The organism is Saccharicrinis fermentans DSM 9555 = JCM 21142, from assembly GCF_000517085.1.
Lineage (GTDB): Bacteria > Bacteroidota > Bacteroidia > Bacteroidales > Marinilabiliaceae > Saccharicrinis > Saccharicrinis fermentans.
Map to the genome: position 1 here is coordinate 4,555,097 of NZ_KI912107.1, position 20,232 is coordinate 4,575,328.

A 20,232-nucleotide genomic window follows, 5' to 3' on the forward strand; every position below is an offset into this window, starting at 1 on the left:
AAGATAGCTGCCTACCAACTTGCTAGCTATCTTGTTTGATATGTTTATAATTTTCTTTTAAAGTTCACAAGGAATTAGGCTAAATTAATCATCTTTCACTGTGTAAAACGATCTTTGTGGCTTGTTTTAACTTATCATAGCCTTGCTATGTCTTATTTAAAAGACTACTTGAAAGATTGCATTTTTAACTCTTGTTACTAAGTGCTAATGCATTATTTCGGTTTAAATAAGTATTGTGTATTTTTAAAAAGGACTCCCCAGTGGTATTATGCTGGGGATTTTTTATTGCCTACGAAGCTTACTATTGTAAATGAATTATCTCTTGAGGCTGCATCCTTTATTTTTAACTCGAAAAATATGAGTTACGCCATAAGGAAGGTTTACATGCTTTTTAACCTAGCTGCAGCATCTAATATTTGTTCGTCGCTCACTGATAGGTTTATTTGTAAAAACTTTTTTTTGCTTTTTTCGTGGTAATAGAAACTGATGGGCATGGTAGCAATATCCTGCTCGTGAATTAACTTGATGGCAATATCGATGTCATTTTTTTCTAATGAAGGCTCAAAACTTATCAATTGAAAATAGGTTCCTTTGCTGGGTATGGCTTTGATCTTAGAGTCTTTGATGCAGGAGAGAAACAGGTCTCTTTTCCTTTGATGGAAAATAGCTAGCTGACTGAAATTATTTTGTTGCTTCATCCATTCTGCAATGGCCATCTGATATGGTAATTGAATGCCTTCGCCAATGATATCAATCATCTTACGTATCTCTTTGGTCAGTTTGGCCGAAGCCATGCAATAGCCCACATGCCAATTGGGAATATGGAGCGTTTCATCAAAGGATGATACAATAATGCTGCGCTCTCGTAATAGTGGATAAAGCGCTATGCTCTGGTGCATCTCACCATCAAATACCATATGTTCAAAGGATTCATCACTTAAAACAACAATGTTGGTTCCGTTGAGTATTTTCTGAAGGCGAATCATGTCCAGTTCTGACATGGTGGAGCCGGTAGGGAAATGTGGAGAGTTAATAATAATCATACGTGTTTGAGTAGATATTAATTTCTGTACTTCCTCCCATTCTACATGAAAATCGGGTGAGCGTAGTGTAACATAAATAGCACGTGCTCCTGTTGTCTCAATTGCTTGCTCGTAGCTTCTGTGGGCTGGTTCAAAAACCAAAACCTCATCTCCCTCCTTTAATAAGGCCATTACTGAGGCAAAAATACTTTGTTTAACTCCGCTTGTTATGGTGACCTCTGTCTCTGGGTCATAGCTATAGTCGTATAACTTAGCAGTCTTGGCTGCGATAGAGGCTCGCAAGTCTAATAAGCCATATCTGGGGGAAGGTATGTTGGCATTCTGCAGTATTTTGGTAAGTAGTAATTGTTCTAATTCTGTACTGCATTTGACCAAGGAGTGACTCTCAGCCAGATTCAATAATGAATTTTCTCGTGCATATTCCACCATTGCCATAGGCGATGTGAGGTTATTTGTATTGTGTATAGTCATAGCAATTAAATCATTCCTGTAATATGTTTGGTGGTTGATTTTAGGGTGTTAAAATGTTTTTTAACGACCTAATGTGGTGATAGCCTTATTTTTATCGCGTAAATCATGCTGTTAGTATAGCTTTTATAATGATCATGGCAAAAAGCAATTTACAAAAGTTTTTGCTATAAAGAGTTTCTAATGGGCAGAATAGCTTTAATATTCCGCCAACTGCGTATTTTATTCTATTACCGGTACAATTCCTTGAGTACTTTGAGTGATTTAATATTTGAAAAGCCGGAAAGGTGAAGTTGGTAATATTCCAACATTTTTTCGATAAACTTTGTTCTATCATCCTGGCTTATTTGTAGTGAATCTAATTCTTCAATTCTAATTTCACTAAGCTGGCGTAGAATCGATGTCTCTGAATGGTTCATGTAATGGGGGTGTGCAGGTTCGCTTTGTTGAAATGTGCCTGTTTTTAGGTTAAAGTATGGAAGCGCTTCGTTACTGTCCATGGAAGGAAAAAAACCCAAAGGCCGTGTTAAGCGAAACAATAAAAATAAGTGAAAATTTTGAACACCAGGTAAATGACTGTCCAGCATAGATATGGATTGATGTAGGAAGGTAAATAAGTTGGCATCTCTTTTGTCCTCTTGTTTTAAGGCTTTGTTAAGAACCTCTGCAAGGAAGAAAGCCAGACTGCGTCTGACGGGTTCAAATGGAATCTGGGTAAATGGGGTGTTTACTTTGAAATCTTTTATGCGGTGTATGGTTTTTTTTTCGGAATGATATACTTCTAAATCCAACAGGGAGAGCGCTTGTAAAAAAACATGTTTGTCTTTTTTTTTTCGACTTCTAACTTGATTAATCATGTATGACTGAAGTCCTAATTTCTGGGTGTAGATGTGTGATATAATGCTCGATTCGGCATATCTAGTGTAGTTTAGAACGATTCCTCTAGTTGACTCAATCATGGATGCTTGTTTTGTGCAAAAGTACAAATTTTATTGTCAGTTAATGTTGCTTTTTGCCTGCAGACTTTTGTTAGGTGAATGTAGTGTATCATTTATCAAAATTTTGTTTTAATCTGTGGTTGCTTCGTTATCTAGCTCCACTTCCCAATAGCAATCACCATGACTGGGCAGATAGTAGACGTGGCTCATTCATTGAGCCAAAAGCAAGCGGTAATTAAATGTTTAGGTATCTAATTAGGGCATCGTAATTTTTCTTCGTTACTTCATCTACAGTATTGTGTTCCGAGTAAGAGGCACTTACGGTGTAGTCATATCGGTCGAAGGCTCTAAGTACTGGAGTTATATCTTCTCTGTTTAGTTTAATTGTAATCTTTAATGTGTCGCTTGCCTTGTTTTGGTTCAAGTAGAAACTTAGCACTTTGGTATCGGAATCTTCGATGATTCTGGCTATTTCTGATATTGAATAATCGTAGGAGGGCACATCTATTTCTACAATTCCACCAGGGGTATGAACTGCAATTAAATCGGCAAAATTTTTCAATAAGTCGGTTTGTGTAATCAAGCCGAGGTATTCATTTTTGTCGGATAATACAGGAACCACAGTTAGCTGAAGTCTAGAAGCTACTTCGATAACAGCGTATATGTGTTGGTCTTGCGTAACAAAGGGAGCCGTCAAAGATAAAGGGAGGTTTCCCAGCGGTTCTTCAGGCTTGTTGATGTCATAGATATCTGTATCTGTCACTAGGCCCAGTAGCTCTTTGTTATTGACGATGGGAAGGTGCGATACCCTAAAAACCTCCATCCAGTTCAAGGCATTCAGGCCGGAATCTGAGGTTCGTAATGCGGGAACTATATCTGATATCAAATCTTTTGCTAACATACAATACTTTCAAGAAATACTCTTAACTTTGTCCCAAGGAGAGATAGTTGATTTCTCCTTTTTTTATAAGACTCAGGACTAAATTTAGTCGCATATATTGAAACAATCAAGTGAATGATTAGTTTATTTATGATTTTTAGACTAATGCCCTGTGGATGATGACAAAACAAAATAGAGATGACAAAGTTAAGTGTAAATATTAACAAGGTAGCCACCTTACGGAACTCAAGAGGTGGTGATCAACCCAATGTGCTGAAAGCGGCTATTGATGTTCAGGATTATGGTGCAGAGGGTGTTACTGTTCATCCACGTCCCGATGAAAGACATATTCGTTATCAGGATGTGATTGATATTAAACCTATTATAAAGACGGAATTTAATATCGAAGGATATCCTTCTACTGAGTTTATTGATTTGGTAAAAAAAGTGAAGCCTAATCAAGTTACTTTGGTACCTGATCCTCCTGAAGCGCTAACCTCTAATTCGGGTTGGGATACGATTAAGCATCGTTCTTTTTTGCAGGATGTGATTGCTGAATTTAGTGAAGTAGGTATTCGTACTTCCATATTCATAGATACTGATTTGGATAATATAAACAATGCTGCTAAAACAAATGCCGATCGGGTAGAGTTATATACCGAGCCTTATGCGGCTATGTATGCCAAAGACAGAGAGGCTGCTATTGCTCCTTTTGTTGCTGCTGCTGAAATGGCTAAAAAGGCTGGTCTGAAAATTAACGCAGGTCACGACTTAAGCCTAGAAAACTTGAGATTTTTCTCTGAGAGGATTCCTTTCCTGGCTGAGGTTTCCATAGGGCATGCACTTATTTGTGATGCGTTGTACATGGGATTCGAGAAAACGATTAAACTTTACAAACAGCAGTTAGTAAGGATGTAGATCTTACTTTAGTTGTAAAATATATAGAAACGGTTGTTTGTTTGTGTGATGCAAAAAAGTAACCGTTTTTTTTGAATGATATGATGATGCAATTATTCTTTAGGGAGTTAGGACAGGGAAGTAGAAACCTTATTATTATCCATGGACTTTATGGATCATCTGATAACTGGCTTACCATAGCCAGGTTGTTGGGAGATGAGTTCCGGATATTTATTATTGATCAACGTAATCACGGACAATCACCTCATTGTGATGAAATGAGTTATACCTTGATGGCGGATGATATCAAGCATTTTATGCTACAGCAAAATCTGGATAAAGCAATTGTTATGGGGCATTCCATGGGAGGAAAAACCGCCATGGCTTTTGCCTTGCAGAATCCGAATTTGGTGGAGAAGTTGGTGATCTTAGATATTGCACCTAAGTCGTACGGAGGCTTTAGTAATTATGCGCAAATTACCAATGACCACAGAGCAATTGTGGACGCTCTGCTCTCCATTGATCCATCACAACACCATTCGCGTAGTTCGGTGGATAAGGCCTTAAAAGATAAGATTCCCAATAATATGGTTCGTTCTTTTTTGCTTAAAAATATTGGGAGAGCAGACGATAAACAATTGTATTGGAAGCTGAATATAAAAGCTATTTCTGATAATCTGACTAAGATAATGGATGGACTGGATGAATTTGATGCAGCAGAGGAGTTTCCTGCTGAAAAGGCGGTTATATTGATTCGTGGTGCTCAATCGCCTTATGTTCAAGATGAGGATATGCAGCAAGTACGTAAATATTTCCCTTCGGCCCAATTGGCTGATATTCCTGATGCAGGGCATTGGCTTCATGCTGAACAACCTGATATATTTATAAAAACAGTAAAGTACTTTTTGGATAGTTAGCGGGTTGCTACTATTGCTTCATATTAAAATTTGCGTATTTATTACGTATTGAATCCGAAAAATGCAGCAGGATTATCCTTTAATGCATTTTTCGGGTTTCATATTGTTTTTTACTTTGCTATTTTATTGTGCAAAGGTATTCTTTGCAACTGGTAGGGTTAATTAAATAAATAGATTCAAATTTGATTGCTCTGCTTCTTCCAGATAATTGGCCACGCCTCCTATGGTGACACCTTCAATGAGCTCTTCTTTTTGAACCCCCATGATATCCATACTCATCTGGCAAGCTATCATTTGAATGCCACTTTTTTGGGCTTGTTGTATCATGGTTTCAAGTGCATCCACATTCTTGTCTTTCATGCGCAGTTTCATCATGCGACGCCCCATCCCAGCCATGTTCATATTGGAGAGCTTAAGTTTGCCGGCGTGACCTGGCATCATCTTATCAAACATACTGCCCATCATATCTTTTTTTACTCTGGGTCTATGGGCGTCTTTTATAACGTTAAGGCCCCAGAAGGTAAAAAACATAGTTACTTTCTTACCCATGCTGGCAGCACCATTCGCAATAACAAAAGAAGCCAGCGCCCTGTCCATATCGTCGCTGAACACAACCATGGTTTTGTGGTCGTTCCGCTTTGTTGAATGGGCACTCTTTTTGGGGTCTTCCTTGGTTTTTTCTATAACGGCTGTGATTTCACCTGCGTTATTTTCCCTCTTTACCAGTTGGTGGCCGGTGACTTTACACCATGAGGCAACATCATTGTAAAAGCCTGGATCGGTGGCTTTTACTTCTAAACGCTCTCCATATGCTATGGAGTCGATGCTTTCTTTTAATTTTAACACAGGACCCGGACATTGTAAACCACAAGCATCAACGGCCATAGCCTTGATGTTGATAGGGGGTATCACTGTCTTTGCAGCGTCGTTCGTTTCTTCATGGGAGGTGAAATAGATGGGGTTTGATTGTTCTGCCATGGTTTGATTGTATACTTTTAGTCCTCCCGAAAGATTGTATACTTCATCAAATCCATTTTGCTTTAGGATTCTGGCTGCCACATAACCACGGAGTCCTACACCACAATAAATCATAATCTTCTTGTCGCGAGGAATTGAATCCAGATTAGCACGTAGCTTATCTAGCTCAATGTTAACAGCATCTTCGATGGCATCAATGACATATTCTTCTGATGTGCGAACATCCAACACAAAAACATCCTGTTTGACTCTTTTGTGGAAGTGAAATGGTGAAAGGGGTTTAAATAAACCTTTTATAATATTTTCAGCATTGTAGCCGGCTTGGTTAACAGGGTCTTTTGCAGAACTAAACGGTGGTGCATAGGCATGTTCTATTTCTTGTAAATCGTATATGGTTCCGTTGTTTTTAATTACAGTTGCTAATAAGTCGAGCCTTTTGTCCACGCCTTTGTAACCGATTACCTGCCCACCATACAGCTTGCCTGATTCAGGGTCAAAACTAATTTTAAGCATCATTTGAGTGGAGCCTGGGTAATAGCCTGCATGGGAGCCCGCATGTACAATGGTACAATCATGTTTGATGCCCAGTGCTTTTAGTCCTCGGTGAGTCATTCCGGTGATTCCGGCTGTCATATCAAAAACCTTTGCAATGGCAGTTCCAATAGAACCTTTGTATTTTCTATGGTGTCCATATACTATGTTGTCTGCCAAAATTCTCCCTTGGCGGTTTGCTGGTCCTGCCAAAAATGCAATGGCTGGTTTGTGCGTGATGGGGTGGGGGAATTCAATGCTATCGCCTACGGCATAAATATCTTGAACTGAGGTCTGTAGGTATTCATCTACCCAAACACCTCCCGTTTCTCCTATTTTTAATCCGGCCGCTTTGGCTAACGATGTGTCTGGTTTAACGCCTATAGAAAGGATAATGAAGTCAGCTCGAATAATGCGTCCGCTGGAAAGAATTACTTCAATGCTGTTAGCTTGTTGTTTAAATTCTTTAACGGCGTCCTTCAGAAACAGAGCCACTTCTTTTTCTTTAAAATGATGATGCAAAGGGGCAGCGACCTCGCTGTCCATCATGTTCATCACCTGTTCAGAAGCCTCTACCACCGAAACGTTTACGCCGCGATGGTGCAGGTTTTCTGCCATTTCCAGACCTATAAAGCCTGCTCCTACCACTACGGCAGATCGTGGTGCTTTATCGTCTACGAATGCTTTTATTTTATCTGTATCCGGTACGTTGCGTAAGGTAAAAATATTGGGTAGATTAATACCTGGTATGGGTGGTTTAACTGGGAGTGCTCCCGGAGATAACACTAGTTTGTCATAGCTTTCGGTATATGTTTCTCCTGTTTTTAAGGACTGAACTATTATCTCTTTTTTGTCTGGGTGAATAGCGCTTACTAAAGAATGTATTCTAATGTCAATGTTAAAACGAGTACCAAATGATTCAGGAGTTTGAACGAGTAGTTTTTCGCGTTCTTTTATGACGCCGCCGATATAGTATGGTAAACCACAATTTGCATATGAAATATGTGGTCCTTTTTCAAACATTATGATTTCGGCATGTTCGTCAACTCTTCTTAAGCGGGCTGCCGTGGTGGCGCCTCCGGCAACTCCTCCTACAATTAAGTATTTCATCTGTTTATATTTATTTTTTCAATGGTCAGATAGAACTTCCAAATAAAATCACTGATTGAAGTTACATGGTTGTTTCAAATTTGTTTTGTTTTTTAAGATAAGATCAAACATTCTCATCCGTTTGATCTGGTGTCTGTGTATTGCTCTTTACGAATGCAAATATATGGATATTGGAATATCTAAAAATATGTATATGTATGTTCTTGAACATGTTTTGTTTCGTAAATCAATACCTCATTGTTTTAATTGGGAATTCGTTGATATTTCGCTTATTTTGTGTGCATGGAATTAATAGACATAAAAGGTGTAGGGCCGGTTCTGTTTCAGGCAAGCAAAAGGGCAAAGCGACTGTCTATTAAACTAAAACCATTTGAACCCGTTAAGGTTGTTGTACCAGTTGATATGCATCCTAAGGAGGCTCTTGGTTTTGTGGAGGCCAATAAATCGTGGATTTTGAAAAATTTGGTCAAAGTAAAGGAAAAGGAAAATGACTTGACCATATTTGATGAGAGCACCCATTTTGTGACCCATTCATTTACTTTATGTATTCGTAAATCCAAGTTGTCGCGGGTGAGAATGCAGTTGAAGAATGGTATTTTGTTGGTGGAATATCCTGAGACAATGAATGTTAAGTCGGCTTCGATACAGGATAGTATACGTTATGCAATAGAGGAAGCCTTGCGTTTGTCGGCCAAGAATTATTTACCTAAACGACTTTATCAATTGGCGCAACAGCACGGTTTTTTGTATAATAGGGTTTTTATTAAAAATTTAAAGAGTCGTTGGGGGAGTTGTTCTCACGTAAATAACATTAACCTGAATCTTCACTTGATGCGTTTACCGCATCACTTAATTGATAGTGTGTTGTTGCATGAGCTTTGTCACACCGTTGAAAAAAATCATGGTAAAGGCTTTTGGGCTTTAATGGATAAGGTAACAGGCGGCCGTGCCAAAATGCTAGATAAGGAGATGAAGGAATATCGTACCGTAATTTATTAACATGAACTGGAATCAATTATTATCAACAAAACGCACGGGGCAAGAAGATCGTGTATATACTATTCAGCATCAACGTACTCAATTTCAAAGAGATTATGATCGTTTAATTTTTTCATCTCCGTTTCGTAGGTTACAGGATAAAACACAGGTATTTCCTTTGCCTGGAAGCGTTTTTGTACATAACCGGTTGACGCATAGTTTAGAAGTGGCCAGTGTAGGTCGATCGCTGGGACATAATATTGCTGAGTTTCTGTTGGGTGAGAAAAAGCTCCATAATAGTCTGATCCATGAAATAGGAAGTATAGTAGGCACTGCTTGCTTGGCGCATGATATGGGTAATCCTCCATTTGGACATTCGGGTGAATCTGCTCTTTCTCAATATTTTGTCATGGGGGCAGGTCGAAAACTGAAGGATATGTATTGTATTTCTGATGCGGAGTGGAATGATTTGATTGAGTTTGAGGGAAATGCCAATGCTTTCCGCATCCTCACTCATTCTTTTAAAGGCAGGCGTAATGGTGGTTTTGGACTCACATATTCTTCAGTGGCTTCCATATTAAAATATCCTTATGCGTCAGGGTTGAAAAATAAAAAGAAGTATGGCTTTTTTCAGTCGGAGAAAGAGATGTTTATGAGGGTGGTAAAGGAACTTGGGTTAAAGGAGATGGAGCCTGGTATTTATTGTCGCCACCCATTGGTATATTTGGTGGAAGCGGCTGATGATATTTGTTATCAAGTAATGGATGTGGAGGATGCCCATAAGCTTAGGATACTTGATACCCAGGAAACGAAAAATATTTTGATGGCATATTTGAGCGAAGAGGAGGATAATGATACACGAAAGAGAATTAACGAAGTATGTGCCGAGGTGACGGATATCAATGAGCAGATTTCTTTGATCAGAGCCTCTGTTATTGGTAAGCTGGTGGGATATTGTACCAGGATTTTTAAAACGCATTATGACGCTATCATGAAAGGTGCTTTTCAAGGTAGCTTAATTGATCATTTAGAAGGTAAAACAAAGGAAGCTGCGGAGCGCTGTTCAAAGATATCTTTTAGTGATATATATGGACATCAATCTGTTGTTGAGATAGAGTTGTCTGGGTTTAAAATATTGGGATCCTTATTGCACGAATTTTCCAAGGCAGTTTTGAACCCCGATGATAAGTATTCAAAAATGTTATTGCGCTTTATTCCTGAGCAGTACCACGTGGACGAATCTGCCAGTGCATACCTTAAATTGCAGTCTGTGCTCGACTATATTAGCGGGATGACCGATGTGTACGCACTTGATTTGTACCGAAAAATAAATGGAATAGGCTTGGCTGATAAACGATTTTAATGTTGGGTGTGAGATAGTTGTGTTTTTGTTTTTTTAATTCAAAAATATTATTTCCAATTCTTCTTTGCCGGCTTCTTTTTCACGTACCCAATATTTCCCTGAATTAATAAAAGAATAGCCTTTATCTAATCCGGCTTCCATGATTGTTTTTTCTATTTCGTAGGCCGCATCGGCATCTATATCTTTGTTGAAATACAAGTAAAGCATTTTTTCATCTTCGTCGTTAAATTTAACCAAAATGGAATTGTTTTCTACAAAAACAAGATCATCATAACTGTATGATACTGCGAATCCAATGGATTCTAATATTTCCATTACGTATCCTAAAGGTCTGTATTGTAATTTCATAATTTATCTTTTTAATATTTTATTCATGTATTGTTTTTAACCTTGCATAAGTTATCTTACACCACTACCAACTTGATGAGGTTGACCGTGTTTTCTAGTTCATCATGTTCTTCAGCCAATTGACATTTAAACATCATCAAACTGTAGGCCTCCTCAAATTCATCTTCGGAAAAGGTAAGTTCTTTTTCTCTTAAAAATTTGTTCAGTCCTTCAAGACCATTCACTTTATACATCTCTTTTCGAAAGGCTGTGTTGTCCTTAACGAGTTCAATGAATTTTTTTGCGTTCTGAATTGACATAGTACCTCCTATTTTTATCTGACCTCTTTATCAACGATTTATTACGAATTTAAATGGCTTTTCGCTTTGCTTTTTAGATTTTTATTCACCTGCTTCATGAATGAAGCAGGTGAATTGCTACATAAATGTAATTTTTAACTGTTGATATTACCATTTTGTATTTCTTTTATTGAAGCATAACGCTTGTTATGCCTCGTTTGTAGCTAGATTTAGATTGCTTTGTCATATATGAAGCAATAACTATTCCCTAATTTTCAATGCGGAAATAAAATTCTGAATCAAACAGTCCGGTATTTTTAAACAGTAATGCTCCATCATAGAAAGTAGTATGGGTAAAATGAATGCTGTTTTACTAAACTGATATATAGAAGGTTCGAAGTTTACTTAAATTTAATATAAGGAAGTCCTATTTTTTCGAAATTATTTGTTGATATCCAACATTAAATGATACATTTGTAATATTAGTTTATTTATTTACAATTTATTATGAAAGAAGGAAAAGTAAAATTTTTCAATGAATCTAAAGGTTTTGGGTTTATTAAAGACAACGAATCAGACAACGAATATTTCGTTCATGTAACAGGTCTTATTGACGATATCAAAGAAGACGACGAAGTAACTTTCGAGCTTAAAGAAGGTAAAAAAGGATTAAATGCGGTAGACGTTAAATTGGCATAACGATATAGAAAATATAGAGTTAATATTTAAATGTAATGAACGCAGTATCCAAGCCCCGCTAATTTAGTGGGGCTTTTTTTTTAGGGTTTAAACACTTAAATGGGTATGCTATCAGTGCTAAATTGTAATGGCTTCATAGTGTATTATCCTTCATTCAGACCGTGTGTTTTATTATTTAACTTGGCGTTAACCTATTATACCCATAGTATTTTATTACTTAGCAAAATAAAAAAACGGTTATTATGACTAGTTTAATGTGGCTATAAGTGTAATTGGGGGTGTAAATGATAGGGTATCATAAATAAAATGATTGATTTGTTGTGATTTTAATTGCGTTTATTCACCCTACTTGCACTTTTAGTTGTCTTATATATAAAGAGTCTTATATCAGAATTTTATTTTTAATATTAAATTAGCAATTCGTTGAATAATTGTTTGAAAATGTAATATGATAATTTAGTTGTCCTTATAATGAATTATGATGGGGTGAACTGTAAAAAAAGATAATGTGATGAGAAATAAATTTGCACTGATTGCCATAATGTTGGTAATGATTTTCCAGATGGTCTCCTTTGGACAGATTCAGGAACCGGCCAAATGGACCGTAGAATTATCTGAAAAGGATGTCAAAGTAGGAGATGAAATTGATGTGGTTTTTAAGGCCGAGATTGAGAAAACATGGCATACCTACTCTAATGATTTCGATCCGGAATTGGGGCCTCTTCTAATTTCGTTTGCGTTCGAAGAGAATGAGTCTTATGAGCGTATTGGTGAGGTAAAACCCATGAATGCCCACAAGGAGTATGATGAAATATGGGAAGGCGAAGTGAGCTATTTTCAGGATCATGCAGAAATGAGGCAGACTATTCTAATCAAAAAGCTGCCTTTGAAGGTAACTGGTACTTTTGAGTTCCAGAGCTGTTCTGATGAAACAGGAATGTGCGTGATGGGTGATGATGAGTTTGACTTGAGTATCGGTGAGTCGGCGGATGTTGTTTCAGCCAATCCAAAGCAAGATACAACTGCTCTAGAAAAGGGAGCCAGCTCCTCTTCGTCGGCCTCTGGTGCTACCAAAGATTCTTTATGGGGATTGTTTTTTATATCCTTTTTGAGTGGTTTGGCGGCTATATTTACCCCCTGTGTTTTTCCAATGATTCCCATGACCGTTAGTTTCTTTATGCATAGCGACGAAAATAAAGCAAAAGCAAAATTTAATGCTTTCTTCTATGGATTTTCAATCATTGGTATTTATACTGTTATAGGTACTGTTGTTGCTATCACTTTGGGTGCTAACTTTGCTAACTTTTTAAGTACGCACTGGTTTCCAAATATCATGTTCTTCTTGATTTTCATGATCTTTGCTGCTTCTTTCTTTGGTATGTTCGAAATCACAATGCCTAATTGGATTGTGAATAAGAGTGTTGCCAACGAAGATAAAGGAGGTTTAGCGGGCGCTTTCTTTATGGCCTTTACTTTGGTGTTGGTGTCCTTTTCATGTACAGGCCCTATTGTTGGGGCTATATTGGTGGCTTCGGCTGGTGGTGAAGTGTTAATGCCTATTGTAGGTATGCTAGGTTTTTCCATAGCTTTTGCCTTGCCTTTTACTCTCTTTGCTATTTTTCCTTCATGGTTAAGTAATATGCCTAAGTCGGGTGGTTGGCTCAATTCTGTTAAGGTGGTGTTGGGATTTATAGAAGTGGCATTGGGACTTAAGTTTTTGAGTATCGCTGACCAGACTTATCATTGGGGTATTCTAGATAGAGAGGTGTACCTGGCCATATGGATTGTCACCTTTACTCTTTTGGGTTTTTACTTCTTAGGAAAATTGAAATTCTCGCACGATAGTGATCTTCCTTTTATTAGTGTTCCTCGTTTGATGTTGGCATTGGTAACCTTCTCTTTTGTGGTTTATATGATACCAGGTATGTTCGGGGCTCCATTAAAAGCTCTTTCTGGATATATACCTCCACAGTCGACCCATGATTTTGATTTAAATCAAATTATCCGTGATAATGCAGGTTCTGGTGGCCACATGACAACCGATTCGCATACGGCAAAATATTCCGATCTTTTACATTTGCCCCATGGATTGAAGGGTTACTTTGATTATGAGGAAGGGATGGCAGCCGCTAAAAAACTAAATAAACCTGTTTTTGTGGATTTTACCGGCCATGGTTGTGTTAATTGTCGTGAGATGGAGGCCAATGTATGGGCTGATCCTGCCGTGTTGAAAATTTTGCGTGAGGATTATATTATACTGGCTTTGTATGTGGACGATAAGACTGAACTTCCCGAAGACGCTTGGTATACCTCTGAATATGACGGTAAGGTGAAGAAAACACTGGGAAAACAAAATGCCGATTTTCAGATCACCCGTTATCAGGTGAATGCGCAACCTTATTATTGTTTGTTAGATACGGATGGAAAGGATTTGGTTACACCCAGAGCTTATGATTTGGATGTAAGCAGTTTTGTGCAATTCCTTGAGGAAGGGAAAAAGAATTTTAAGAACAGATAATTTATATTGACCTATATGGATAGGCCTTCTATAAGTCCTAGTACAGGTCTTCTTTTGTTTGTATAGGTCATATGCATTCCTGAGAGAGTTTGAATAGAGGATTTACTAAAAAAATGAAAATGAGAAGCGTAATAATATTATGTCTGATAGCTGTGATGCAGCTTGTTACTATATCGGTGGAAGCACAAAATACAACGACTATTCCGCTGGATGCAAGAGTTAAATATGGTAAGCTTTCCAATGGGATGACCTATTATATCATGCATAATGAGGAGCCGAAGGACAGAGTCAGTTTATATTTTGTTCAAAATGTGGGTGGTATTCTGGAAAAAGATTCGCAAAATGGGCTGGCTCACTTTTTGGAACATATGGCATTTCAAGGTTTGGAGCATTACCCAGGTAAGTCGATGCTTAATTACCTGGAAGCCAATGGCATTAAGTTTGGACGTGATATTAATGCGTATACAGCACAAGACGAAACAGTTTATAATTTGAGTAATATTCCTGCTACACGTGAAAGTCTGCTCGATTCTGCTCTCTTAGTACTTCACGATTGGTCGGGAGGTTTATTGCTCGAAGGAGAAGAAATTGAAGCAGAGCGTGGTGTCATCCATGAAGAGTGGAGAACCCGACGAAATTCACGTTTCAGGCTTATGAAACAAAGTTCTCCTTTCCTGTATAATCACTCTCAATATGCCAAACGTGATGTGATTGGTTCGTTGGATATTATCGATCATTTTAAACATCAGGAGTTAAGGGACTATTATCACAAGTGGTATCGTCCTGATTTGCAGGCGGTGGTTGTGGTTGGTGATGTGGATGCAGAGAAGATTGAGCAGAAAGTAATTGCTCTTTTTTCAAAGATACCTGCTAAGAAAAATGCAGCGGAACGGTTGTATTATCCAGTGCCGGATTCGGATGAATTGGGTTTTGTAGTGGCCAAGGATAAGGAGGCGCAAGGGGTAAGTATGAATTGGATTTTTCGGAAAGATCCGGTGCTGTTAAGGGATGAAAGCTATATGCGTAAGGAGCTTGCTCAGAGTATGTTTAGTATGATGCTCAATAATCGCCTGCGGGAACTGACACGAAAGCCGGATTGCCCTGCTTTAAATATGGGTGTGGGTAATTTTAGTCTGGCACGTACCAAAGAAGCTTCATACTTGAGTGTGAGTCCTAAAGAAAATAAGGCCAAGGAAGCATTCTCGCTCGTTTTAACTGAACTGGAGAGAGCACGTAGGTTCGGATTTAATACATCAGAGCTGAAAAGAGTTAAGACGCAGTTGATGCGCAGCTATGAATCTTATAAAGATGAATATGTGAAGGTGGATAACGAGACCTGGGCACAGCAATTGGGCGATCACTTTTTGGAAGCAGCACCTTTTCCTTCCCTGGATTGGGAAATGAATTTTGCGCATCAGACCATACCAGCTATTAGCCTGAAAGAGGTGTACGCTTCGTTTAATGATTTTGAGAACGTTAATAATAGTGTTATTTCTATTGCTGGCCCAGATAAAGAAACAATTATTTATCCTGGTAAAGAAGAATTGTTAGCTCTAGTAGAAAGGGTTAAACAATTGGATTTAATAGCTTATGAAGATGATACCGATGATAGTCCTTTGGTAGCGTATGACCTGGAGGAGAAAAAAATAGTGGATACTTCACGTATGGCCAGTGTTGATGGACGAAATATCATGCAGTATACCCTCGAGAATGGTGCCAAGGTGCTTGTGTTATCCACTGAGTTGAATAAAGATCAGATACTCTTGAGTGCTTATAGTTTTGGTGGAATGTCTGTTTTAGATCGAGATCAATTGGAATCAGCTAATATAGCTACCAGTGTAGCTGCTATGTCAGGCCTTGGTAATTTTAATGCGATTCAGTTGCAAAAAAAATTGACAGGTAAGAAAGCTCGGGTTAGCGCTTCGCTGGGTACTAATACGGAAGGATTTAATGGTTCTGCTTCGCCCAAGGATTTTGAAACTATGCTACAATTGCTTTATCTTAAATTTGAACATCCTCGCTTTGAAAAGGAATCCTTTGAGACTATGTTGGGGAGTATGAAAAATAAACTTGCCTATATAAAAACAGATAATGGTAAAGCTTTTAAAGATACCATTGCGATGATTACGAGTAACTATCATCCACGAAGTATTTTGTTTGGAGAAAGGTTTGTAAAGAATATAGATTTCGATACGGCTGTGGATGTTTATAAGGATCGTTTCCAGGATGCCAGTGATTTTACTTTCATATTTGTGGGTAATATTGATAAGGATAAAGATTTGCCTTTGATATGTAAATATGTGGGAAATCTTTCATCTACCAAACGAACAGAGAGTTGGGTGGATCATCATATGAAACCTGCTAAAGGAGCAAGTTTTAGAGAGGTGAAAAGAGAGATGGAAGTACCTAAGGCCACGGTTTATTTTTCCATGTATAAGGATGTTAAGTATAACCTTCATACTAGAACGTACGTAAGAGTTATTGCGGAGTTGTTAAGTAAGAGATATCTGGAGACGATTCGTGAGGAAGAAGGTGGTAGTTATGGTGTTAGTGTTCGGCCATCTATTTCTAAACGTAATTATGAGCATGCTTCCATTACAATGAACTTTGATTGCGATCCGCTAAAACGTGAAAAGCTAAGCGGGATCATGAAGCATGAAATTACGACGATGGTTAAAAAAGGTATTCAGGTTGATGAGCTGAATGAGATCAAAAAGAATTATGTGAAAAGCCGTGAAGAGTCAGTGGCTAAAAATAATTTTTGGTTGAGTGCTATTCAGTTATCTTTAATGAATGAAGAGCCTATTACGAATACAGAAGAGTATAACAAAATTGTAAATGATATCACGGCCAAAGGTGTACAGAAATTTGCCAAAAAGCTGTTTAAGGGATATGATTCGGTAGAGGCCGTGATGCTTCCTGCTTCATCGAACTAAAATGGGAAAGATAATATTGATAAAGGTTTATTCTTTATGAATTGTGTATTTATTAATTAGACAAGAAAATCCCCGACAAACGTGGGGGGGATTTTTTCTTTTTGGTTACCAAGGTTTATGTTGTTGGTTGTGGTGTTTTTTGTTGTAGGGTGGTATTAAAATAGCTTACAATTATTCGTAGTTTAAAAGGCCGTAGGGTTGACCAGAACTATTGTCATGGGGCTTACGTTGGTGGGTAAGCTTGATGCCTGAAAAACCTTTCGACTTGAAAGTTATGAGTTTAAGATTTTTAAATACAGCGAGTAAAGCTCCGGGTGAGGTTAGACGAAGGGGGTGCTGATCATTTATTTTTTATTGTTATTTTTGGAAGTAAAGATAGTCGTAAGCTATCGAGCTGGAATGTGTAAACCAAAAAAAGGAAAATACAGAGAAAAGGATTTCGACTAAAATCATAATTTTGAAAAGAGACTTATTAAATGGAATACTTGGGTTCTTGTTTATGCAAAGGGATTAAATTTAGAGTTATAGGCGACTTTGAGAGTTTTTATTTGTGCCATTGTAGATATTGTAGGAAAGACACGGGGACTGCTCATGCTGCAAATTTGTTTTCTACAACTGCTAAACTAGAATGGATAAAAACGGAAACTGAAATTAAAATATTTCAACCACATAAAAGTAACCATGTGAAAGCCTTTTGTACAAATTGTGGTTCAGCCCTGCCTAATTTACAAATGAATGGCGAACTTTTAGTAGTTCCGGCAGGATGTTTAGATACAAAATTGGAAAAACGACCTTCTGCACATATTTTTATCTCAAACAAAGCAAGTTGGGATGTTTCGTTGGAAGAAATAAAGAAATTTGAACGTTTCCCTGAATAAGAAATAGATGTCAAGAAATTTGTGCTCTTTTTTTTGTATAAATTGATATACCGATGGGAGTGCTTTTTATGGCATTTGTCATTTTGATAGCGTGCTTAATCTTGACTAAGTTGTTTAATCAGGTTTGGTTTAACAAGAAAATCTATGGAGTAAGTGCATTAACTAATGTTATCAGTGGAATTGTTGGAATGGCGATTTCAATGATTTTAAATAGTGGTTGGTATTTTGTTGTTTGGTTTCCTTGGGTAAATAGCAATGAGATTACACTTTCAAATAAAGAGAGTCCAAATGGCTTGACGATTTTTTATCTGGGTGCTTTTATGCTTACGGTTATAGCTGAAACATTGACGAATTGGTTAATTATAGGTTGTATCCTGCTTCAACTTTTGAGTAACTTGACAACAAAATGCTGCATAAGAAAGGGGTTCTACTTTAAAGAAGTGAATATAACGTTAATATTAGTTCTGGCTTTGGCCTATTAGGTATAACTTATCAAGTAGCTGATTCAAAATATCGCTATATCTTTGTTCAAATATGAAGAGAAAGCACTTGTGATTCATTAAGCCAATGAATTATACATATGTTGGGTAGGTTTATATGAAACGAGTAATGATAATTGTTTTATACATAGGGAGATGAATTGTTTTGACGAGCTCCATATTTCCACTGAGGGATTACTATAAATATATGAAGAACTCTATTGGTAAGCCGTATGAGGGAATTGAAAAATCATGAGCACTTATGATATTTGTTTCCCGTCACTAAACCTTCATGTACGGCTTGATGAAGGGTGTGTAGGTAGTTTATCTAAAAATTATTATTTTTGTGATTAATTAGACGTAAGCAAGGTATGTGGTTCTATCTTAGGTAATAGTACGAAAATAAATTAGAAAAAATAATTTTTAATATAGTGATATGAATACACAGAATTTATTATTTTTAATATTAGCACTTGGAATTTCTTCCGGAACATTATTAGTTCTACTTTAACAGATTTATTGCTTTGAATAACAGAGGTCTATGTCACGCTGTCGCTTTTCATGTCGCTGCTGCAGTTTTTCCAGCATCCGTTCATCGGTCATTTCACGATAAAATTTGTATACCATAAAATCCATAATGTCTCTTGCCGACAACAATGGGACTTCGTCTTGATTCAATAGTTTTTCTTTCAGCATAAAGCTGCCCACCATTAAGTTGAGGGCTACTTGGTGATGCCATGACAGCCATTTGCGGGTTTGGAACTGATCCAAGCCCACTATCTGTTTTTGCTCTTTGAAGCTATGCTCAATGAAAAAGCGTTGTGCCTGCATGTATGCCAGCGCCTGATGCGTGTATTGAGCAAGTTCTGCGTTAGTGAACGAATATTTTATTTCTACTCCCTGCTTTGTCTTTCTTTTCGAAATGACCAGCAACCGTTTCTCAACAATGTTCTGAACCTTATCCCAAATGTAAACTGTCTTAAAATGGAACAATCCCTTCAGCTTTCCCTTGGCAGAATCACGAATGTCAAGCTTTTTCCAGTCCTTGTTTGTAAGCGTTTCTATATATTCGTTAGCGTTTACCGATGGGGTGCTTGCCTTCGGCCTTTTGGGTGGGCGCCCACGATTGCTCTTTCGCTCTGGAATATGTAGTTCTGGTTTTTCAAGGTGGATTTTTTGATCGCTATGAATGTCAAGCATGTACACCAAACCCATATCCTCAACCGAACGGGTAAACGCAAGGTCATTGCCATAAAGTCCATCCCCCCCAACGTAATCGAACTCGATACCCATTTCCAGTTGGTGCTTCACAATATCTGTAGCCAGCTCCGGTTTTGTCTTGAAAACCCTGTCCTCTTTGGGGATGCCAGCAGTTTCACACTTGGCGTTGTTAGTACACCATGACCTTGGAAGGTACAGTCTCGTGTCGACCAACGCTGCATATTTGTCCGTGCACAAGCAACCAAAAACTGCAACCTGCGAGTTTGCAGTCTTCCCAACGTTCCCGCAATACTGGTGATCAACACCAATGCTTTTGTCACCTTTTTTCACCCATCCGCTTTCGTCTATGAGTAATCCTTTTAATTTTTGGTTTGGGAGTGATTGGTCTACCTGATTTGCTATTTGGTCGATGACAGCTCTTGCATCCCAATTGGATTCGGTGATAAAATGCTGCATCTTATGGTAGTCTGCGTTTAATGTCTCAGTGATGCGTTCGATGTTTTTCAAATCGCTTAAAGCTAGACCTTCGACGTATTGAGTAGCTTTGTCGAAGTTGGATTTTGTTCTATTTTTAAAATGGTGCTGAAATTCAGATAAATACACTTCAAGTCGGTTGTTGACCGCTAGCAGTGTTTTACCATTATTCGTATATTTTTTAAGTTTTTCGCCCGTTACCCATTGCAAACTTGAGTTTTGTTCTTTGTTTCAATTGCAATATACTAATTTACTGTTTATTACGAAAGAAAAACAATACTAAATTATCGTTTTTTCA

Annotated in this window: 16 protein-coding genes; 9 read left to right on the top strand and 7 right to left on the bottom strand. The window is 37.8% G+C overall.

Annotated features, from left to right (window positions below; translation table 11 throughout):
- Positions 1-380: 380 nt before the first annotated feature.
- From CYTFE_RS0118585 to CYTFE_RS0118595, 3 genes are all read right to left on the bottom strand, one after another.
- Positions 381-1,514: an aminotransferase class I/II-fold pyridoxal phosphate-dependent enzyme gene (locus tag CYTFE_RS0118585; protein WP_027473052.1), complete on the bottom strand. Its 1,134-nt coding sequence runs from the start codon at positions 1,512-1,514 to the stop codon at positions 381-383.
- Between the two features lie 227 nt (positions 1,515-1,741).
- Positions 1,742-2,470 carry a DNA repair protein RecO gene (gene recO, locus CYTFE_RS0118590; protein WP_081736032.1) on the bottom strand — a complete coding sequence of 243 codons (729 nt, stop codon included), beginning with the start codon at positions 2,468-2,470 and terminating at the stop codon, positions 1,742-1,744.
- A gap of 214 nt (positions 2,471-2,684) precedes the next feature.
- A complete protein-coding gene (locus tag CYTFE_RS0118595) occupies positions 2,685-3,350 on the bottom strand; it encodes a CBS domain-containing protein (protein ID WP_027473054.1) in 666 nt (221 codons plus the stop codon).
- A 177-nt stretch (positions 3,351-3,527) separates the two neighbouring features.
- On the opposite strand from CYTFE_RS0118595, the gene CYTFE_RS0118600 reads away from it, so the two are divergent.
- Together CYTFE_RS0118600 and CYTFE_RS0118605 are read left to right on the top strand one after the other, a co-directional pair.
- Positions 3,528-4,247, top strand: coding sequence for a pyridoxine 5'-phosphate synthase (locus CYTFE_RS0118600; RefSeq protein ID WP_027473055.1), 720 nt, complete (start codon positions 3,528-3,530; stop codon positions 4,245-4,247).
- An 80-nt stretch (positions 4,248-4,327) separates the two neighbouring features.
- A complete protein-coding gene (locus CYTFE_RS0118605; protein WP_235208170.1) occupies positions 4,328-5,143 on the top strand; it encodes an alpha/beta fold hydrolase in 816 nt (271 codons plus the stop codon).
- A 162-nt stretch (positions 5,144-5,305) separates the two neighbouring features.
- On the opposite strand, the gene CYTFE_RS0118610 is transcribed toward CYTFE_RS0118605, so the two are convergent.
- Positions 5,306-7,762, bottom strand: a complete 2,457-nt coding sequence (locus tag CYTFE_RS0118610; protein WP_027473057.1) for an FAD-dependent oxidoreductase — start codon at positions 7,760-7,762, stop codon at positions 5,306-5,308.
- A 282-nt stretch (positions 7,763-8,044) separates the two neighbouring features.
- Between CYTFE_RS0118610 and CYTFE_RS0118615 the strand changes: the two genes are divergently transcribed.
- Together CYTFE_RS0118615 and CYTFE_RS0118620 are read left to right on the top strand one after the other, a co-directional pair.
- The gene (locus CYTFE_RS0118615) at positions 8,045-8,761 is read left to right on the top strand and encodes a M48 family metallopeptidase (RefSeq protein WP_044213088.1); all 717 of its coding nucleotides are present in this window, start codon (positions 8,045-8,047) and stop codon (positions 8,759-8,761) included.
- A 1-nt stretch (position 8,762) separates the two neighbouring features.
- On the top strand, positions 8,763-10,103 hold the full coding sequence (locus tag CYTFE_RS0118620) for a deoxyguanosinetriphosphate triphosphohydrolase (protein ID WP_027473059.1): 1,341 nt from the start codon (positions 8,763-8,765) through the stop codon (positions 10,101-10,103).
- A 33-nt stretch (positions 10,104-10,136) separates the two neighbouring features.
- Here the strand turns inward: CYTFE_RS0118620 and CYTFE_RS0118625 are convergent, their stop codons facing one another.
- Positions 10,137-10,451 carry a hypothetical protein gene (locus tag CYTFE_RS0118625; RefSeq protein ID WP_027473060.1) on the bottom strand — a complete coding sequence of 105 codons (315 nt, stop codon included), beginning with the start codon at positions 10,449-10,451 and terminating at the stop codon, positions 10,137-10,139.
- 56 nt (positions 10,452-10,507) lie between these two features.
- Positions 10,508-10,750: a Nif11-like leader peptide family natural product precursor gene (locus CYTFE_RS27190; protein WP_044213090.1), complete on the bottom strand. Its 243-nt coding sequence runs from the start codon at positions 10,748-10,750 to the stop codon at positions 10,508-10,510.
- A 486-nt stretch (positions 10,751-11,236) separates the two neighbouring features.
- Here CYTFE_RS27190 and CYTFE_RS0118635 point away from each other — a divergent pair, with 486 nt between their 5' ends.
- From CYTFE_RS0118635 to CYTFE_RS0118655, 5 genes are all read left to right on the top strand, one after another.
- Positions 11,237-11,428 (top strand): cold-shock protein, encoded by a 192-nt coding sequence (locus CYTFE_RS0118635; protein WP_027473061.1) that lies wholly within the window; start codon positions 11,237-11,239, stop codon positions 11,426-11,428.
- Between the two features lie 511 nt (positions 11,429-11,939).
- Positions 11,940-13,946, top strand: a complete 2,007-nt coding sequence (locus CYTFE_RS0118640) for a protein-disulfide reductase DsbD family protein (protein ID WP_027473062.1) — start codon at positions 11,940-11,942, stop codon at positions 13,944-13,946.
- 119 nt (positions 13,947-14,065) lie between these two features.
- Positions 14,066-16,882: a M16 family metallopeptidase gene (locus CYTFE_RS0118645; protein WP_161636260.1), complete on the top strand. Its 2,817-nt coding sequence runs from the start codon at positions 14,066-14,068 to the stop codon at positions 16,880-16,882.
- Between the two features lie 476 nt (positions 16,883-17,358).
- Positions 17,359-17,760 (top strand): GFA family protein, encoded by a 402-nt coding sequence (locus CYTFE_RS0118650; protein ID WP_027473064.1) that lies wholly within the window; start codon positions 17,359-17,361, stop codon positions 17,758-17,760.
- 53 nt (positions 17,761-17,813) lie between these two features.
- Entirely contained in the window at positions 17,814-18,242 is a 429-nt protein-coding gene (locus CYTFE_RS0118655; protein WP_027473065.1) for a hypothetical protein, read from the top strand.
- 513 nt (positions 18,243-18,755) lie between these two features.
- Here the strand turns inward: CYTFE_RS0118655 and CYTFE_RS0118660 are convergent.
- On the bottom strand, positions 18,756-20,144 hold the full coding sequence (locus tag CYTFE_RS0118660; protein WP_027473066.1) for an IS701 family transposase: 1,389 nt from the start codon (positions 20,142-20,144) through the stop codon (positions 18,756-18,758).
- Positions 20,145-20,232: the final 88 nt, after the last annotated feature.

What these genes read in the sequence shown, in the direction of transcription:
- CYTFE_RS0118585 (WP_027473052.1), bottom strand. Translation starts at nt 1,514, where the DNA reads ATGACTATACACAATACAAATAACCTCACATCGCCTATGGCAATGGTG.
- recO (WP_081736032.1), bottom strand. Translation starts at nt 2,470, where the DNA reads ATGATTGAGTCAACTAGAGGAATCGTTCTAAACTACACTAGATATGCC.
- CYTFE_RS0118595 (WP_027473054.1), bottom strand. Translation starts at nt 3,350, where the DNA reads ATGTTAGCAAAAGATTTGATATCAGATATAGTTCCCGCATTACGAACC.
- CYTFE_RS0118600 (WP_027473055.1), top strand. Translation starts at nt 3,528, where the DNA reads ATGACAAAGTTAAGTGTAAATATTAACAAGGTAGCCACCTTACGGAAC.
- CYTFE_RS0118605 (WP_235208170.1), top strand. Translation starts at nt 4,328, where the DNA reads ATGATGATGCAATTATTCTTTAGGGAGTTAGGACAGGGAAGTAGAAAC.
- CYTFE_RS0118610 (WP_027473057.1), bottom strand. Translation starts at nt 7,762, where the DNA reads ATGAAATACTTAATTGTAGGAGGAGTTGCCGGAGGCGCCACCACGGCA.
- CYTFE_RS0118615 (WP_044213088.1), top strand. Translation starts at nt 8,045, where the DNA reads ATGGAATTAATAGACATAAAAGGTGTAGGGCCGGTTCTGTTTCAGGCA.
- CYTFE_RS0118620 (WP_027473059.1), top strand. Translation starts at nt 8,763, where the DNA reads ATGAACTGGAATCAATTATTATCAACAAAACGCACGGGGCAAGAAGAT.
- CYTFE_RS0118625 (WP_027473060.1), bottom strand. Translation starts at nt 10,451, where the DNA reads ATGAAATTACAATACAGACCTTTAGGATACGTAATGGAAATATTAGAA.
- CYTFE_RS27190 (WP_044213090.1), bottom strand. Translation starts at nt 10,750, where the DNA reads ATGTCAATTCAGAACGCAAAAAAATTCATTGAACTCGTTAAGGACAAC.
- CYTFE_RS0118635 (WP_027473061.1), top strand. Translation starts at nt 11,237, where the DNA reads ATGAAAGAAGGAAAAGTAAAATTTTTCAATGAATCTAAAGGTTTTGGG.
- CYTFE_RS0118640 (WP_027473062.1), top strand. Translation starts at nt 11,940, where the DNA reads ATGAGAAATAAATTTGCACTGATTGCCATAATGTTGGTAATGATTTTC.
- CYTFE_RS0118645 (WP_161636260.1), top strand. Translation starts at nt 14,066, where the DNA reads ATGAGAAGCGTAATAATATTATGTCTGATAGCTGTGATGCAGCTTGTT.
- CYTFE_RS0118650 (WP_027473064.1), top strand. Translation starts at nt 17,359, where the DNA reads ATGGAATACTTGGGTTCTTGTTTATGCAAAGGGATTAAATTTAGAGTT.
- CYTFE_RS0118655 (WP_027473065.1), top strand. Translation starts at nt 17,814, where the DNA reads ATGGGAGTGCTTTTTATGGCATTTGTCATTTTGATAGCGTGCTTAATC.